General features: G+C 74.0%; 16 protein-coding genes. 10 read left to right on the forward strand and 6 right to left on the reverse strand.

What is annotated here, in order from left to right:
* Positions 1-260: 260 nt before the first annotated feature.
* The 5 genes from K7I03_RS10000 (at position 261) to K7I03_RS10020 (ending at position 5,468) form a co-directional block, all read left to right on the forward strand.
* Positions 261-1,259, forward strand: coding sequence for an ABC transporter ATP-binding protein (locus tag K7I03_RS10000; RefSeq protein WP_185941106.1), 999 nt, complete (start codon positions 261-263; stop codon positions 1,257-1,259).
* A gap of 2 nt (positions 1,260-1,261) precedes the next feature.
* The gene (locus tag K7I03_RS10005; protein WP_185941105.1) at positions 1,262-2,032 is read left to right on the forward strand and encodes an ABC transporter permease; all 771 of its coding nucleotides are present in this window, start codon (positions 1,262-1,264) and stop codon (positions 2,030-2,032) included.
* A gap of 7 nt (positions 2,033-2,039) precedes the next feature.
* A complete protein-coding gene (locus K7I03_RS10010) occupies positions 2,040-3,167 on the forward strand; it encodes a hypothetical protein (protein WP_224346979.1) in 1,128 nt (375 codons plus the stop codon).
* Positions 3,168-3,276: 109 nt separating this feature from the next.
* A complete protein-coding gene (locus K7I03_RS10015) occupies positions 3,277-4,521 on the forward strand; it encodes an ABC transporter ATP-binding protein (protein WP_185941104.1) in 1,245 nt (414 codons plus the stop codon).
* Positions 4,518-5,468: an ABC transporter permease subunit gene (locus tag K7I03_RS10020; protein ID WP_185941103.1), complete on the forward strand. Its 951-nt coding sequence runs from the start codon at positions 4,518-4,520 to the stop codon at positions 5,466-5,468. The genes K7I03_RS10015 and K7I03_RS10020 overlap by 4 nt, the downstream gene beginning before the upstream one ends.
* Positions 5,469-5,496: 28 nt before the next feature.
* Here the strand turns inward: K7I03_RS10020 and K7I03_RS10025 are convergent, their stop codons facing one another.
* Positions 5,497-5,835 (reverse strand): ATP/GTP-binding protein, encoded by a 339-nt coding sequence (locus K7I03_RS10025; RefSeq protein ID WP_185941102.1) that lies wholly within the window; start codon positions 5,833-5,835, stop codon positions 5,497-5,499.
* A 202-nt stretch (positions 5,836-6,037) separates the two neighbouring features.
* Here K7I03_RS10025 and K7I03_RS10030 point away from each other — a divergent pair, with 202 nt between their 5' ends.
* Positions 6,038-7,063: an LLM class flavin-dependent oxidoreductase gene (locus tag K7I03_RS10030; RefSeq protein ID WP_185941101.1), complete on the forward strand. Its 1,026-nt coding sequence runs from the start codon at positions 6,038-6,040 to the stop codon at positions 7,061-7,063.
* Between the two features lie 163 nt (positions 7,064-7,226).
* Here the strand turns inward: K7I03_RS10030 and K7I03_RS10035 are convergent, their stop codons facing one another.
* Positions 7,227-7,619, reverse strand: a complete 393-nt coding sequence (locus tag K7I03_RS10035; RefSeq protein ID WP_185941100.1) for an SCO5389 family protein — start codon at positions 7,617-7,619, stop codon at positions 7,227-7,229.
* Positions 7,620-7,830: 211 nt separating this feature from the next.
* On the opposite strand from K7I03_RS10035, the gene nucS reads away from it, so the two are divergent.
* Complete coding sequence (gene nucS, locus K7I03_RS10040) at positions 7,831-8,493, forward strand: endonuclease NucS (protein ID WP_185941099.1); 663 nt, start codon at positions 7,831-7,833, stop codon at positions 8,491-8,493.
* Between the two features lie 282 nt (positions 8,494-8,775).
* Here the strand turns inward: nucS and K7I03_RS10045 are convergent, their stop codons facing one another.
* The 3 genes from K7I03_RS10045 to K7I03_RS10055 form a co-directional block, all read right to left on the reverse strand.
* Positions 8,776-11,319, reverse strand: a complete 2,544-nt coding sequence (locus tag K7I03_RS10045; RefSeq protein ID WP_185941098.1) for an ATP-binding protein — start codon at positions 11,317-11,319, stop codon at positions 8,776-8,778.
* A gap of 214 nt (positions 11,320-11,533) precedes the next feature.
* On the reverse strand, positions 11,534-11,878 hold the full coding sequence (locus K7I03_RS10050) for an STAS domain-containing protein (protein WP_185941097.1): 345 nt from the start codon (positions 11,876-11,878) through the stop codon (positions 11,534-11,536).
* 137 nt (positions 11,879-12,015) lie between these two features.
* The gene (locus K7I03_RS10055) at positions 12,016-12,864 is read right to left on the reverse strand and encodes a 3-hydroxyacyl-CoA dehydrogenase family protein (protein WP_152262402.1); all 849 of its coding nucleotides are present in this window, start codon (positions 12,862-12,864) and stop codon (positions 12,016-12,018) included.
* Between the two features lie 278 nt (positions 12,865-13,142).
* On the opposite strand from K7I03_RS10055, the gene K7I03_RS10060 reads away from it, so the two are divergent.
* The gene (locus tag K7I03_RS10060) at positions 13,143-13,715 is read left to right on the forward strand and encodes a cob(I)yrinic acid a,c-diamide adenosyltransferase (RefSeq protein WP_185941096.1); all 573 of its coding nucleotides are present in this window, start codon (positions 13,143-13,145) and stop codon (positions 13,713-13,715) included.
* A gap of 218 nt (positions 13,716-13,933) precedes the next feature.
* Here the strand turns inward: K7I03_RS10060 and K7I03_RS10065 are convergent, their stop codons facing one another.
* Positions 13,934-14,473, reverse strand: coding sequence for a hypothetical protein (locus K7I03_RS10065; RefSeq protein WP_185941095.1), 540 nt, complete (start codon positions 14,471-14,473; stop codon positions 13,934-13,936).
* Between the two features lie 159 nt (positions 14,474-14,632).
* Between K7I03_RS10065 and K7I03_RS10070 the strand changes: the two genes are divergently transcribed.
* Together K7I03_RS10070 and K7I03_RS10075 are read left to right on the forward strand one after the other, a co-directional pair.
* On the forward strand, positions 14,633-15,835 hold the full coding sequence (locus K7I03_RS10070) for a sensor histidine kinase (protein ID WP_185941094.1): 1,203 nt from the start codon (positions 14,633-14,635) through the stop codon (positions 15,833-15,835).
* On the forward strand, positions 15,832-16,506 hold the full coding sequence (locus tag K7I03_RS10075) for a response regulator (protein ID WP_185941093.1): 675 nt from the start codon (positions 15,832-15,834) through the stop codon (positions 16,504-16,506). Before K7I03_RS10070 ends, K7I03_RS10075 begins: the two co-directional genes overlap by 4 nt.
* Positions 16,507-16,608: the final 102 nt, after the last annotated feature.

Raw genomic sequence — 16,608 nt, forward strand, 5'->3', positions numbered from 1 at the left:
AGAGCGGCACCGCAGCACCATGCGCCACGGCGCAGCACAGCACAGCACCACGTTGCGGCAGCGCACCACAGCGGCAACAGGCAGTACCCAGCACCACATTCGTTCGGGGGATCCCGCGCTCAGCGCGTCGTGGCCGTCCGAGGATCCGGCGGCGGCATACGGCGCGCTGACGTGTCCCGCACGCCCGTGCCCCTCACCCGCCCTTCGCGAACGGCGTCCTTCCGGTGGCGAGGCCCCGGGCACGCCCGTACCGTGAATGGATGATCGAGCTGGAGGGTCTGACCAAGCGCTACGGCGACAAGCTCGCCGTCGATCACCTCACCTGCACCGTGCGCCCCGGAATCGTCACCGGCTTCCTCGGCCCCAATGGCGCGGGCAAGTCGACGACGATGCGCATGATGCTCGACCTCGACAACCCCACCAGCGGCACGGTCCGCATCGACGGCCGGCACTACCGCGAACTGCACAATCCCCTGCGGACGGTGGGCGCCCTGCTGGACGCCAAGGCGATCCACGGCGGCCGCAGCGCCTACAACCACCTGCTGTGCCTGGCGCAGAGCAACGGCATCCCGCCCGCGCGGGTGCGCGAGGTGCTGGACACGGTGGGCCTGACCTCGGTGGCGCGGAAGCGGGCCAAGGGGTTCTCGCTCGGCATGGGCCAGCGGCTGGGCATCGCCGCGGCGCTCCTCGGCGACCCGCGCATCCTGATGTTCGACGAACCCGTCAACGGCCTGGACCCCGAGGGCATCCACTGGATCAGGACGCTGATGAAGGGCCTCGCGGCGCAGGGCCGTACGGTCTTCGTCTCCTCGCACCTGATGAGCGAGATGGCCCTCACCGCCGAGCACCTGATCGTCATCGGCCAGGGCCGGCTGCTCGCCGACACCTCGATGGCCGACTTCATCGCGCGGAACTCGCGTTCGTACGTACGGATGCGCTCGCCGGAGCAGGAGCGGCTGCGGGACGTGCTCTCGGGCGCCGGGATCACGGCCGCGCCGGGCCCGGAGGGCGGGCTGGACGTGACCGGGGAGGACGCCGCGCACCTGGGCGAACTGGCGGCGCGGCACGGGATCACGCTGCACGAGCTCAGTCCGCAGCGGGCCTCGCTGGAGGAGGCGTTCATGCGGCTGACGGCCGGGTCCGTGGAGTACCACGCGCGCGCGGGCGAGCCCGACGCGCCGCCGGACACCGGGGCACCCGGCGAGCCACCGGACGGGCGGCCCGCCTGGGGCACGGACTGGCGCGGGAAGGAATCCTGATCATGGCGGTGACGGCGCAGGTCCTGCGATCGGAATGGACGAAGATCAAATCCGTGCGCTCCACGGTGTGGACGCTGGGCACCGGAGTAGTGGTCACCGTCGCGCTCGGCGCGCTGATCAGCGCACTCGCGAAGAACGACTACGAAAACCTCTCCCCGAAGGACCGGTTCACGTTCGACCCGACATTCATCAGTTTCGCGGGGATGGGACTCGGTCAGCTCGCATTGATCGTTTTCGGGGTATTGGTGGTCGCCAATGAATACAGCACCGGAATGATCCGCACATCACTGGCGGCGGTTCCGCAACGCGGCGTCTTCCTGTTCAGCAAGATCGCAATTGCGACGGCACTCGCGCTGGTCGTGGGCATGATCACCAGCTTTCTCACCTTTTTCGTCGGACAGGCGATGCTGGGCGACCGCGGCGCGCACCTGGGCGACCCGGGCGTCCTCCGCGCGGTCGTCGGCGGCGGGCTCTACATGGCGCTGATCACGATGTTCTCGATGGGGGTGGCGGCGATGCTGCGCAGCCCCATGCTCTCGCTCGGCGTCCTGATGCCGTTCTTCTTCCTGATCTCCAGCATCCTGGCGAACGTCTCGGCCACGAAGAAGGTCGGCGAGTACCTGCCCGACAAGGCCGGGCAGAAGGTCATGCAGGTCGTGCTCGTGGACGACGACGCCCCGTACGGGCCCTGGGGAGGCTTCGCGATCATGGTGCTGTGGGTGATCGCGGCCCTGGTGGGCGGGTACGTCGTGCTGAAGAAGCGCGACGCGTAGCCCGCCGATGCGCCGCCGGTCGCTGCGCGCCCTCGGGCTGGACGCCGTCCCCTTCCGGCACCCCCTGGAGTACCCGGGCCGCCCGGCCCCGGAGCCGTGCCTGCTGCTGGAGGCGGAGCTGCTGCCGCTGCGCGCCGTACCGGGGCGGCCGCTCGGGGCGTGGCCGGTCGTCGGCGGGGGCGCGGTGGGGCCGCCTGGGGACGGCGGAGGCGTGGCGGCGGGTACGGACGGCGGGAGCGCGGCCGAACCGCCCGGGGACGGCCGAGACGTGGCGCCGCGCACGGACGGCGGGGGCACGAGGCCGCCTGCCGGCGGCGGGACGGGGGCGCGTACGGAGGACGGGTCAGGGCCGCCCGTCACCGACGGCGGAGCGTCACGTACGGACCGGGCCGGGCCGCCCGTCGCCGGCCGGCCGCGCACGGACGCCGTCCCCGGCGGCCGAGGAGCCGCGGACGGCCCCGAACCCCCGCTGGACACCTTTCTCACCGCCCGCGGCCGGCTTGTCACCGGACGCCGCCACCCCGTCCTGGCCGTGGGCTCCAACGCCTCCCCCGCCCAGATGTGCCACAAGCTGGCCGCACACGGCCTGCCGGCCGCCGTGCCCATGGTCCCGGTGACCGTCCGCGGCATCGGCGTCGGCTGCTCCGCCCACATCGGGCGGGCCGGGTACGTGGCCGCCGCGCCGTACGCCGACCCGGCCGCCGAACGCCGGCTGGTGGTGAGCTGGCTGGACCCGGACCAGCTGGCCGCCGTGGACGCCTCCGAGCTGCACTACCGGCGCGTTCTGCTCCCCGGCGCGGCGTTCCCGATGACCCTGCCCTCGGGCGACCCGCTGGGCGGCGCCTACCTCTACGTCTCCCGGCACGGCGTCCTGCTGGACCCGGCCACCGGCCGGCCACACCCCGGCGCGGAGGACCAGAGCGCGCTGCTCTCCGCGCTGCTGCGCTCCTCGAAGCGCCTGCGCACCCTGCTAGGCCCCGACCCGCGCGCCTGGACCGAGCGGGCGCGTGCCGAGGAGACCGTACGGGCGGAGGGCGCCCGGATCTTCCGCGAGGAGGGCTGGATCCACCCGGAAGGCGATCTTCCGTCGGGTTCCGGGCCGACCGACCTCCGCCATGCCGACCTGGCCCCTTGACAACGCCGGTCCCCCTCCCCCCCCGGCATTCCGTGGAACCGTCAGCCTCTCGTTATCCTCCTAACCCGAACGGGGGCACACGCCCCGACCATCTCGCGAGGGGCGGAGAATGATCGAGGCAGTCGGCCTGACGAAGCGCTACGGCGCCAAGACGGCCGTGCACAACCTGAACTTCCGGGTGAGGCCGGGGGCCGTCACCGGCTTCCTGGGCCCCAACGGTTCCGGCAAGTCCACGACCATGCGCATGATCCTGGGTCTGGACACCCCGACCGCCGGCCGGGTCACCATCGGTGGCCGCCCCTACCGGGAACTGCCCAACGCCGCTCGCCAGGTCGGCGCGCTGATCGACGCCAAGGCCGTGCACGGCGGGCGCAGCGCCTACAACCACCTGCTGTCGCTCGCCCAGCTCGCCGGCATCCCGCGCTCCCGGGTGGACGAGGTGCTGGGCGTGGTGGGCCTGCACGGCGTGGCCAAGCAGCGCTCGCGCGGCTTCTCGCTCGGCATGGGCCAGCGGCTCGGCATCGCGGCGGCGCTCCTCGGTGACCCCCAGGTGCTGCTGTTCGACGAGCCCGTCAACGGCCTCGACCCCGAGGGCATCCTCTGGGTCCGCAACCTGATGAAGCGGCTGGCCGCCGAGGGCCGGACGGTGTTCGTCTCCTCGCACCTGATGAGCGAGATGGCGCTGACGGCGGACCACCTGATCGTCATCGGCCGCGGTCAGCTGCTCGCCGACATGAGCGTCCAAGACTTCATCGCCGCCAACTCGGCCGGCTTCGCCCGCGTCCGCACCCCCGACACCGAGCCGGAGGGCCGCGAGAAGCTCACCGCCGCGCTGGTGGAGGCGGGCGGCCAGGTGCTGCCCGAGTCCGACGGCGCCCTGCGCGTCACCGGCCTGGAACTCCCCCGGATCAGCGACGTCGCCCATGACCACGACGTCCGCCTCTGGGAGCTCTCCCCGCACCAGGCGTCCCTGGAGGAGGCGTACATGCGGATGACGCAGGGCGCCGTCGACTACCGGTCGACCCATGACGCCCTGGCCGGCTTCCAGCCGCAGGCGGCCCCCGGCTACGCGATGCCCGGCGCGCCCGGCGCGCCGGTGCCGCAGGGGTGGAACGGGCCGGCGGGCTACCCGGTGCTGCCGGGCGAGCAGCCCAACCCGTACGCCCAGCAACAGCAGCCCATGGCGGCCCCGCAGGCCCAGCAGGCGCCTCTGCCGCCGCAGCACCTCGCGGCCCCCGCCGCCCCGCCGCAGCCGCCGGCCGCCGCACCCGCGGCCGCCGCGGTCCCCACAGCACCCTCAGCCCCGTCAGCACCCGCCGACCTGACCAAGCGCGACACCGAGGACGCCCGATGACCACCCCGACGACCCCTCAGCACCCCGTGCCCCCGCAGGGCGCGCCGCAGCAGCCCGGTCAAGCGCCGCAGCAGCCCCAGGGGCCGCAGCAGCCCGGTCAGGCCCCCGCGCAGCCGTACTGGCCCGGTCAGGCGGGCCCCGGCGGGCCGGGCGGCTACGTCTCGCCGGTCCCGGTGCGCGCGGCGCACCTCGGGGACGCCGTCATCGCCGAGTGGACGAAGATCCGGAGCCTGCGGTCCACGATGTGGACGCTGGGCACGATGCTGGTGCTCGTCGTCGGCCTCGGTCTGACCTGGTCGCTCGTCTTTTCCGGCCGGGACGAGCTCATCAGCGCCGAGAGCCTGACCAGCCTGGGCGCCGTCGGCGTGCTGCTCGGCATGATCCCGGTGCTCACCCTCGGCGTGCTGACCATCTCCTCCGAATACGGCACCGGGCTCGTCCGCACCACCCTCACCGCCTGCCCCAGCCGCTCCCGGGTGCTGACGGCGAAGGCGATCGTGCTCGGCGGCCTGGCCTTCGTGACCACGCTGATCGCGACGCTCCTCGTCGCCATGATCAGCAGCGCCCTGCTGGGCGACCAGGTCACCGAGGACCCGACCGCGGGCCAGTGGTTCAAGGCGACCGTCGGCGTCAGCCTCTATGTGGCGCTGGCGGGGTTGCTGGCCCTGGCCGTCGGCACCCTGCTGCGGCACTCCGCCGGGGCGATCACCACCATGCTGGGCCTGGTGCTGTTCCCGCCGCTGCTGTCGATCTTCCTCCAGGCCGACGCCGTCCGGGACATCGGCCAGGCGCTCCTCAAGTACTCGATCCCCACACAGCTGTTGACTCTGTACGGAGGGGACATCGAATCGGGCCCGTCCGGCTGGGACGGGCTGTGGATCATGCTCGCGCTGGCCGCCGCCGCCACAGCCGGCGCCCACCTGGTGCTGAACAAGCGGGACGCCTGAGGCAGTTGAGACGGGCGGTAGGCGGTACTCAGTACCGCGGCGCGTTACGGGACCGCTGGAGCCGCGCGCTCCGGCGGTCCCGCGCGTTCCAGCAGGACTTGTGCCAGTGCCGGCGGTCCTCGACCCCCGCGCCGTACTGCGGCCACACCACCAGGTGCGGCACCCCGGGCGGGATCTCCTGGTCGCAGCCGGGGCAGCGGTAGCGCTTGCCCGCCGAACTCCCGCCGACCATGCGGACCGACCAGTCCTCGCCCTGCCAGCTCTCCGTCTGCTCCAGGCCGTAGCGCGTCCCGCCGCCCTCGTACGGGGCGGACTCGGCGGCTTGGCTGGCGGCGCCGCCTCGGGGGCGGTTTCGGCGCGGGGACACGGGTCACCTCGGAGGTCGTACGAGCTACGGGCTGTGACCAGGGTACGCGTCAGGGTCACCGCCCCGGCCGGACGTACCCCGGCCCCACCCCGCCACCCTCTCCGATCATCATGAAAACTTCCTGAACGCCCGTACCTCGTGGCACGTGTCGGGCGTTATTGCCACCGGGGGGTCGGGTCGGTCGCGCAGGAAGGTGCACGAGATGCGCGTTGGAGCGTTCGTCCTGGCCGCCCAGTTCCCGGGCCAGGGTCACGGAGAGGCGCTGTACCGGGCGGTGCGGACGGCCGAGGTCGCCGAGGAGGCCGGGCTCGACGCGGTCTGGCTGGCCGAGCACCACTTCGTCCCCTACGGCGTCTGCCCGTCGGCGGTGACGCTGGCCGGGCTGCTCCTGGGCCGCACCCGGCGGATCCGGGTGGGCACGGCGGTGAGCGTCCTCCCCACCACCCACCCTGTGGCCCTCGGTGAGCAGACGGCGGTGCTGCACATCGCCTCGGGCGGCCGGTTCACCCTCGGGGTGGGCCGCGGCGGGCCCTGGGTGGACCTGGAAGTGTTCAACGCGGGCGTCCAGGCTTACGAAGAAGCGTTTCCGGAATCCCTCGAACTGCTGATGCGCTGGCTGCGCGAACCCCGCGTCGGCGCTTCGGGCAAACGATTCTCCTTCCGCGAGGTGCCGGTGGTCCCGCGCCCGGACGAACTGCTCGACCGGCCCGGCCCGCCGGTGCTGGTCGCCTGCACCTCACCAGGCGGCGTCCGGCTGGCCGCCCGGCACGGGCTGCCCATGCTGCTCGGCATGCACAGCACCGACGAGGAGAAGGCCGAAATGGTGTCCCTGTGGCGCAAGTGCGCCCTGGAGGCCGGGAGTTCACCGGAGTACGTGGCGACCGCCGGGCACGTCGCGGCGGGCGTGGTGCAGGTGGCGGACCGCCGCCAGGAGGCGGCGGAGACCCTGCTGAAGGCGATGCCCGGCTGGCTGCGCCAGGGCCTCGGGGCGCACGTCACCGTCGACGGCCGGGAGCGCCGGATGCGGGACCCGCTCGCGTACACGGAGCTGCTGTGCTCCCTGCACCCGGTCGGCCCGCCCCGGCTGTGCGCCGACCGCCTCGCGGCCACGGCGGAACGGACCGGGGTGCGCGGCTTCGCGCTGCTGGCCGAGGGGTCGGGCGACCTGATGGCGACCGAGGAGAACCTGCGCCGGCTCGGCGCGGAGGTACTGCCGCTGATCCGCTGAGAACAGTCACGGCCTTTGGCCGTTTCCCACGGGGCGCGTGGACGCGTACCGGAGACGCGGCGGCCCGCCCCCGGCGCACGGCACATCGTCGGCGCCGCCGCGCCGCCGTGACCGCCCCCGTACCGTCCCGCGCCCCCGCGCGCGGAGCGGCAGCGGTGCCGGTTCAGCAGTCGCGCAGCTCCGGGGACTGGTTGAGGAGCTGCCCCCGGACCGACGTGAAGCGGGCCAGCCGCTCGTCGGCCGCGGGGTCGAGCGGGAAGACGGCGACCCGGTGGCAGTTCTGGAACGCCAGCCGGACCCCGAAGTGCCGCTGGAGCGCTCCGCGGATCGCGTCGCTCGCCAGGGCGCGCAGCAGCTGGCCGCGCGCCTTCTCGTCCGGCGGCGGCGTCCGGTTGTCGGCGAACTCGCCGCCTTCGACCTCGAGCCGGGCCACCAGCGAGCTGATCATCTCCCAGGCGTAGGGCAGGGAGTTCCGGACGCAGTCGACGAATGCCTCTTCGTCGACCTCGCCTCGCTCGGCCTGTTCGAGGAGGGCCGGTGAGACGTCGAGCGACATGAGTTCTCCTCTCGCGGGCCCCGCCGGGCGGGGTCCTGGGGGTGGGCGAGCGGACGACGACGCCCAGTGCCCGTACGGCGACCGCCCGCTTCAACGGTAATCCGGCCACTGCTGCCCCACCAGGAGAACGCACCTACAACTGGCCACCGGCGAAGGGGCCCATCCAGGGCGAATCGCGTCCGGTGCCGGGAGTCGAGTAGCGTGGCTCACCATGCGTCTCGTCATCGCCCGTTGCTCCGTGGACTACGCCGGCCGGCTCACCGCCCACCTGCCGTCCGCCCCCCGTCTCATCCTCGTCAAGGCCGACGGCAGTGTCTCGATCCACGCGGACGACCGGGCCTACAAGCCCCTCAACTGGATGTCCCCGCCGTGCACCCTCAAGGAGGGCGACGGCAGCGTCTGGACGGTGATCAACAAGGCGGGCGAGAAGCTCATCATCACCATGGAGGAGGTCCTCCACGACTCCTCGCACGAGCTCGGCGTCGACCCCGGCCTCATCAAGGACGGCGTGGAAGCACACCTCCAGGAGCTCCTCGCCGACCGCATCGAGACCCTCGGCGAGGGCTACACCCTGATCCGCCGCGAATACCCCACGGCGATCGGCCCGGTCGACATCCTCTGCCGCGACGCCGACGGACAGACGGTCGCCGTCGAACTCAAGCGCCGCGGCGACATCGACGGCGTCGAACAGCTCACCCGCTACCTCGAACTCCTCAACCGCGACCCGCACCTGGCGCCGGTACGCGGCATCTTCGCCGCCCAGGAGATCAAGCCGCAGGCTCGTGTCCTCGCGACGGACCGGGGGATCGGGTGCGTCGTGCTCGACTACGACGCGCTGCGGGGGATCGAGGACGACAAGCTCAGGTTGTTCTGAGCGGGAGGGGTGCCCCGGTCCCTCCCCCAGAGGGGGCACCCCCATTCACCGTTTCTGCGGGAGGGCCCGCGCCCCGGCATCGCGGCTTCGCCGCGAGGTCCTCAAACGCCGGACAGGCTGAGTGGTTGCGCCCAGGCGCACGATTCAGCCCGTCCGGCGTTTGAGGACAACCGCGCGGAGCGCGGTTCGGGGGTGCGGGGGCGGAGCCCCCGCAAGCAACTGGGGGCACCTCCCAGCGGTAGCTGGGGGAGAAAGGGCGGGACCGGGGCACCCCCACCCCGATCAGCCGCTTGGCTTGACCGTCCCCGACCCCGCCGAGTCGCCCCCGCCGGCAGGCGGGGTCGGCTTCTGCGTCACCGGCGGCGGATCCGTCGTCGGAGGGGTATCCGTCGGCTCACTCGGAGTGGTCGGAGGCTGAGTCTTGGTCGACTCACCGCCCCCCGGAGTACGAGTGGGCCCAGTCGAGTGCCCGCCACCGGGCGTCCGGGTCGGCGACGGCGAGTCATCGGGCGAGGCGCTGCCCGACGGCGACGGCGACGTGTCGCCGGACGGCGTCCCCGACGGCGCCCCGGTCGCCCCCGGCGTACCGGGCCGCTCCGAGGCGCCACCCCGCCCGCGCATCGGAGCGGGCCCACCCCCACCCCCCGCCGGATGCTCGGCGGTCAGATCGGGCTCCCCGTCCTGCTGGGAAGCGGACCGGTCCGGCTTGACCGCGTCCTGATCACCACTCCCCTGCTCGCCACCCCCCGCGGACGTCCCGAGCGACACGACGGTGCCGAGCACGGCGGCGAGCACGACCCCGGCCCCGGCCGCGGCCAGGTTGCGCCGCCCGCCGCCGGCCATCAGCTTCTGCACCCACGCCTGCGGCCCGCCACCCCGCTTGCCGCCGGCCGGGGGCGCACCGGCGCCCGTCCCGGCGCGCGGCGCGGGAACGCGGTGGATGGCCGCGGTGGAGACGCGGTCCGGGTCGGTGGTGAAGGGCGCGGGCCCGGCGGGGGGCGCCGCGGACTGCTCGCTGCGGGCCGCCGGGATCTCCTCGCCCGCGGACCCGCGCGGGCCGCCGGCCGGCGCCGGGGGCCGTGCGGCGGGGCCGCCGGGCCGTCCGACGGGCGTGGGGGCGGGCGCCGGCCGGGACCGGTCGGCGACCAGGGCGAGCGCTCGCCGGCTGGCGACGGCGCCGCGCTTGTCGGCGAGCACGCCGCGCAGCCCGGTGGACGCCTCCAGCTCGGCGCGGGCCCGGCCCAGGTTCCCGGTGCACAGGGCGAGCACGCCCAACTCGTGGTGGAAATACGCTTCTTCGCCCACTTCGCCGGCCAGCCGGGCGGCTTCCTGGCCGTGCCGGAGCCCGCGTTCCCAGGCGCTCCAGTGCAGGGCGCCCGCGAACGCCGGCGCGGCGGTACGGGCCAGCAGCACGGCGGCGGCCGGGTGGCCGGGCGCGCCGGAGGTCACGAGGGCGGTGAGCGCGGCGAGGATGACGTCCGCCTCGGCGGCGATGCGCTCGGGGGTGACGGAGGGGTGCCCGGCCCACCAGGCGTAGTGCCGGGCGGCGGCCAGGACGCGCTCGCCGGCGCCCTCGGACCAGTCAGCGCCCGCCAGTTGCCCGGCGACCCCGGCCGCCACCCGGTAGTGGGCGCCGACCACGGTGATCAGCCCGCCGTCGAACAGTTCGCCCACGGCGGCGTCGGCGTGCTCGTCGCCGACGAGCGCGGGCAGTTGGGCCTGGTGCGGGACCTCGCCGCCGAGGGCGAGGGCGAACCGCAAGGTCTCGCGGGCGGAGTCGCCGAGCCGGGCGGCGAGCGCCACGGCCGGGGCGGCCCCCCGGGGCAGCGGCGCGCGCCGGACGACCGGGTCGTCGGCGTTCTCGGGGATGCTGAACGGCCGTTCGCCGTCGGCCGCGTCCCCCTCGGCCGCGGCGCCGTCGAGCCGCCGCAGCAGCGCGCCGGCCTGGACGAACCGCAGCGGCAGCCCGTCCGACTCGACCCACAGGTCGGCCGCCCAGTCGGCCTCCTCGTCGGTGAGCGGCCGGTCGACGGCCGTCTCCAGCAGCTCCAGGCACTCGGTGCGGTCGAGACCGTCGAGAACGACCTCCTCGACGTGCGCGTCGGCGGAGGGCGCCGGGACGTCGGGCCGGGCGGCGAAGAGGAAGGCGCACTCCGGGGTGGCGTCCAGGAGTTCGTCGAGCGCGGCGCCGCCGAACTCCAGGTCGTCGAGGACGACGACCGCGCCGATCTCCCGTACGGCGGCGGGCAGTCCGGCCCGGTCGGGCCGGTGCAGCGGCGCGTGGTGGACGGCGGCGAAGAGCTCGTGGAGGAGGTCGGCGGTGGTGCGGTGACGGCCGTTCAGCCGGACGACGCCGTCGGGCGCCAGGTGGGCGCAGTCGGCCGCGAGGACGTCGAGCAGGGCGGTGCGCCCGGAACCGGCGGGGCCGGTGAGGCGGACGGAACGGCCGCGCGAGAGCAGCCGTCCCAGCCGCTCGCGGACCTCGCCCCGGCCGATGAGCGGCGCGCCGGACCGCGCGGCGCCGGCGGGCGGCGGCGGGACGGCGGCGCGGTCCCGCTCGGCACGGGCGTCGGGGTCGTGCCGACGGGCGGGTGGGGGCATGCGGCCGGGCGGGCAGGGCTCTATCTCGCTGCCGTCCACGGGGTTGACGGTGAGCAGGTAGTCGCCGGCGACGAGCTGGACGACCCGGACCGGGGCCGGGCTCTGCCCCGTCTCCTCCCCCGAAGGGACCGGAGAGCCCGGGGGAACCGGGGAGCCGGGGGTTTCGGCGCCCGTACGGCCCTCACCCGGCCGCGCCGCGTCCGGTGTCCGGTTGGTCGGGTCCATCGTTCAAAGCCCCCCAGTCGCGTGGCGTGCCGTCGTGTCCTCCCGGCCTGTCCGCGCTCTTCCGACCACCGGTCCGGCGCCCCGCGGGCTTCTGCAAGGCGAAAGCGACGGGAAACCGAACAGACCTTGGGACAGTATCGCCGACCGGGGGCACCCGCGGCGCCCCGGGCGTCACCCTCGTCCGGGCAATCCGGACACTCGGCTCACACCCGCCTCATCCGGCGCGTTCGCAGGCCGGGAGCGGGGTGACGCGGCCCGGCTGTTCGGGGTCCTCGATGGCGAGGATCCGGTGCAGCCGGGTGGCCACCAGCACGCGCTGCATCCGGTCCGGCACCCCGCGCAGCACCAGCCGCCGGCCGCTGCGCCCGGCCCGGCGGTGGGCCCCCATGATGACGCCGAGTCCGGTGGCGTCCCAGGAGTCCAGCTCGGTGAGGTCGAGGACGAGGTCGCCCCGGCCGGCGTCAAGCGCGGAGTGCAGGACCGTTCGGGCGTCCGCCGCGTTGCGGACGTCGAGGCGGCCCCCGACGACCAGTTCGGCGTGGTCGCCCCTGATGTGCATATGCGCTCCCCTGAGTGCTGCGTGGTGTGGGTGTGGCTCTAAAGAACTGACTGCCTCTCACACGCCAAGGTTGCCGTCCGTTAGCGAACCATTACCGAATTCACACGGCAGGGTGAACCGGGCTTTGCACGGACGGCTCAGTACTGGTAGAAGCCCTGCCCGCTCTTGCGGCCGAGGTCGCCCGCGTCCACCATGCGGCGCATGATCTCCGGCGGGGCGAACTTCTCGTCCTGGCACTCGGTGTAGATGTTGCCCATCGCGTGCATCAGGATGTCGACGCCGGTGAGGTCGGTGGTGGCCAGCGGGCCCATCGCGTGGCCGAAACCGAGCTTGCACGCGGTGTCGATGTCCTCGGCGGTGGCCACCCCGGACTCGTACAGCTTGACGGCCTCGCCGACGAGCGCGGTGATCAGACGGGTGGTGACGAAGCCGGCCACGTCGCGGTTGACGACGATGCAGGTCTTGCCGACGCCCTCGGCGAACTCACGGGCCTTGGCGAGCGTCTCGTCGCTGGTCTTGTGCCCGCGCACCAGCTCGCACAGCTGCATCAGCGGCACCGGCGAGAAGAAGTGGACGCCCACGACGCGCTCGGGGCGGGAGGTGGCGGCCGCGATCTTGGTGATCGGGATGGCGGACGTGTTGGACGCGAGCACGGCGTCCTCGCGCACCATTCCGTCCAGCGCGCGGAAGATGTCGCGCTTGGTGTCGACGTCCTCGAAGACCGCCTCGACGACGACGTCCGCGTCGGCGGCCGCGTCCAGGTCGGTGGTGGCCGTGATCCGCCCGAACGCCGCGTCGGCCGCCTCGGCCGTCAGCTTCCCCTTGGAGACGAACTTGTCGTACGAGGCCCGGATCCCGTCGGTGCCCCGCTTCAGCGCCGCGTCGGTGACGTCCCGCAGGACGACCTCCCAGCCGGCCTGGGCGGAGACCTGGGCAATACCGGAACCCATCAGTCCGGCTCCGACGACGGCGAGCTTCTTGGCCACGGCTGTCCCCTTTAATTCCTGCGCGCTTACCGGCGGTTCACTTACGGCTCCGCTGCGGACCTTAGCGCCCGTCACCGCGCTGGTGGGGGCAGAGAGATGCGCGTCACGTCCCAAATGACGGACATCACACCGGACACCGCGGCCGTGCGGGCGCACGGCTCAATCCAGCCACTTCCGTACCGCGGGTCACACCCGTACGGCACTTGCCCGGGCCCCCGTCCGGCCCCCGGACCGCCCGCGTCGGCCGCCCCGGCGAGGGCCGCGGCTAGGCTCGTGGCATGGTCAATCTGACGCGCATCTACACCCGCACCGGCGACAAGGGCACCACCGCGCTGGGCGACATGAGCCGCACCGCCAAGACCGACCCCCGCATCGCCGCCTACGCGGACGCGAACGAGGCGAACGCCGCGATCGGCGTGGCCCTGGCCCTCGGGGAGCTGCCCGAGGACGTCGCCCAGGTGCTCGTCCGGGTGCAGAACGACCTCTTCGACGTGGGCGCCGACCTCTCCACGCCGGTCGTGGAGAACCCCAAGTACCCGCCGCTGCGCGTCGAGCAGTCGTACGTCGACCGGCTGGAGGCCGACTGCGACCGCTTCCTGGCCGACTTGGAGAAGCTGCGCAGCTTCATCCTGCCGGGCGGCACCCCGGGGGCGGCGCTGCTGCACCAGGCGTGCACGGTGGTCCGCCGGGCGGAGCGCTCGACGTGGGCGGCCATGGAGACACACGGCGAGACGATGAACCCCCTGACGGCCACCTACCTCAACCGCCTCTCCGACCTCCTGTTCATCTTGGCGCGGACGGCGAACAAGGAGGTGGGGGACGTCCTCTGGGTACCGGGCGAGAACCGCTGAGCCTCCCACGCGCCCACGCACTCCGGCCGGGGGCTCGGGGGCCACCCCCCGAACGACACAGCATCCTGGCGCGGACGACGAACAAGGAGGTCGGCGACGTCCTCTGGGTACGGGCGAAAACCGCTGAGCCTCCCACGCGCCCGCCCACTCCGGCCGGACGGTGGACCCGAAGGCCGGAGGCCGGCCGCGCCCCCGGACAGACCCGCCGCCCCACGGCGTCAAGCGCCCGGGGCGCGCCGCGGCCACAGCGTGTAGCTCCCCGCGATGGCCACGTTGATGCCGATCACCCACACCATCCGCGTCCGCCACATCCGCAGCGAGGACGTGTCCCCGGCGTCCCCGACGTACCAGACGGCCGCCTGGAGGAGTGCCATGGCGACCACCGCGGAGAGGATCCAGCGGCCCGCCGTCCGCCACTCGTGCCGGGTCCGTTCCGGTCCGTACTTGGGCGGTTTCACCGGCGGCGGCCCGCCCGCGAACCGGTGGGCGAAGCGCTGGTCGGCCCACTTCAGCGTCGAGTGGCCGAGGCCGACCGAGAACCCGATGTAGACGGCCGCCAGGCCGTGCTTCCAGTCGGCCGTCGCGCCGTTCCGGAGGTCCATCGCGGTCACCACCAGCAACACCAGCTCCAGCACCGGCTCCACCAGCAGCAGCGCCGCCCCGGCCCGCGGCATGCGCAGCAGGTAGCGCAGGCTCAGCCCGCCGGCCAGCAGCACCCAGAAGGCCACCTCGCAGGCGACGATCAGCGTGACGACCACCGTCTTCTCCCTTCCCTCCCCTCCAGGCTCCCGGCACCGACGAGCCGCCTCGTCCTCACGGACGGCGATTCGCGACTGCATCCTTCGATGTACTCCGCGCTCCGTCCCGCGCCCCGCCGGCGGACGACGGCACCCCGTCCCACGTGCTGTGATGTCCTCATGCCCCGCTCCCTCCCGCACCGCGACGACCTGCTGATCGCCGCGTCCGGGCTGCTCGGCGGTCTCGTCCTGTACGCGCTGGGGCTGAGCAGCCGCCCGGTGGGCGGGCTGCCCCGCCGGGTGGCGCTCGTAGCACTGGCCGTGATGGCCGCGGCCGAGCTGCTGCGCCGCCGCAGACCCCTCGTGGGACTCGCCGTGGGGGCGTCGGCGCTGGCGGTCGACGTGTGCTCGGGCAACCTGGTCGCGACCACGGTGATGTTCACGGACCTGGTGTACGCGGCCGTGCTCTACGGGCCCCCGGCCGCGTACCGCCTCCTCCCCCGCGCCTGCGAGGCGGTCACCGTGATCGGGACACTGCTGTCCCTGGCCCTGATCCGCCGGCCGGAGGCGGTGCTCATCGGGTGCGCGCTGGCCGTCGTCACCATCGCCCCGGCCTGGACGGGCGTCGGCGTCCGGCAGCACCGCGACGCGGCGGAGGCCGCCCGGCTCGCGGCCGAACGGACCGTGCTGCTGGCCGAGATGGACCGGCGCGAGGCGGTCGTCGCGGAGCGTGCGCGGATGGCCCGCGAGCTGCACGACGTGGTCGCGGGCCACCTGTCGGCGATCGCGATCCACTCCACGGCCGCCCTGTCGATCGACGAGCCGGAGACGTCCCGCGAGGCGCTGGGCGTCATCCGCGGCAACAGCGTGCAAGGTCTGGCCGAAATGCGCCGCCTCATCGGCCTGTTGCGCGGGGCGGAGGAGGCCGGGGAGCCGGCCGCGACCCCCACCCTCGACGGTCTCGACGCCCTCCTCGACCGGACCCGCGCCGCGCTGCCCGACGGGCGCCTCACCGTGGAACTGCACGACGCCCGCGGCCCCGGACCGCTGCCCGCCCCGGTCGAACTGGCCGCGTACCGCATCGTCGAGGAGTCGCTGACCAACGCCGTCAAGCACGCGGCGCCGGGCCCGGTCGCGGTGGAACTGACCGGCGCGGACGGCCGGGAGCGGGCCCTGACCGTACGCGTGACCAGTACCCTCACGGGCCGCGACGGCGGCGGCACGGAACCGCGCGCCCCGGGCGCCGGGGCGGGCCTGGTGGGGATGCGGGAGCGCGTCGCCCTGCTGGGCGGCCGGCTGACGGCCGGCCCCGCCGCCGACGACGGCGGCCGCTGGGAAGTACGGGCCGAACTGCCCCTGGACGACGAGGAGAAGAACACATGAGCGAGCGGGAACGGCCGATCCGCGTGGTCGTGGCCGAGGACCAGGCGTCCGTGCGGTCCGGGCTGGTCCTGATCCTGCGGTCGGCCCCGGACGTGGAGGTGGCAGGGGAGGCCGCCGACGGCGAGGAGGCCGTCCGGCTCGCCCGCGAACTGCGCCCGGACCTCGTCCTGATGGACGTCCAGATGCCCCGCCTGGACGGCATCTCGGCCACCCGGCGGATCGCCGGCGAGGGCCTCGCCGACGTGCTCGTCCTGACCACCTTCGACCTGGACGAGTACGTCTTCGGCGCGCTGCGCGCCGGCGCGGCCGGCTTCCTGCTCAAGGACAGCGAGGCCGCCGACCTGCTCGCGGCGGTACGGACCGTCGCCCGGGGCGAGGGGCTGATCTCGCCCGCCGTGACCCGTCGGCTGATCTCCGAGTTCGCCCGCCGCGCCCCCGACCCGGCGGTGCACCGGGACGCCGCGATCGTGGACACCCTCACCCGCCGCGAACGGGAGGTGCTGGCCTGCCTGGGCGGCGGGCTGTCCAACGCGGAGGTCGCGGGACGCCTGGGGATGGCGGAGGCGACGGTGAAGACCCACGTCAGCCGGTTGCTGGCCAAGCTGGGGCTGCGCAGCCGGGTACAAGCGGCCGTCCTGGCCCAGGAGTTGGGCATGGTCCAGACCTCTTGACCATTGGTACGGACCTTCTTACGCTCCCCTCACAGTCGTGGTGAGCGTCCTCGCGATACGCACACCCCTGCGCCGGGCCCGTCCCTCCCCTCGCCCACGCGC

It is taken from the genome of Streptomyces mobaraensis (assembly GCF_020099395.1).
GTDB lineage: Bacteria > Actinomycetota > Actinomycetes > Streptomycetales > Streptomycetaceae > Streptomyces.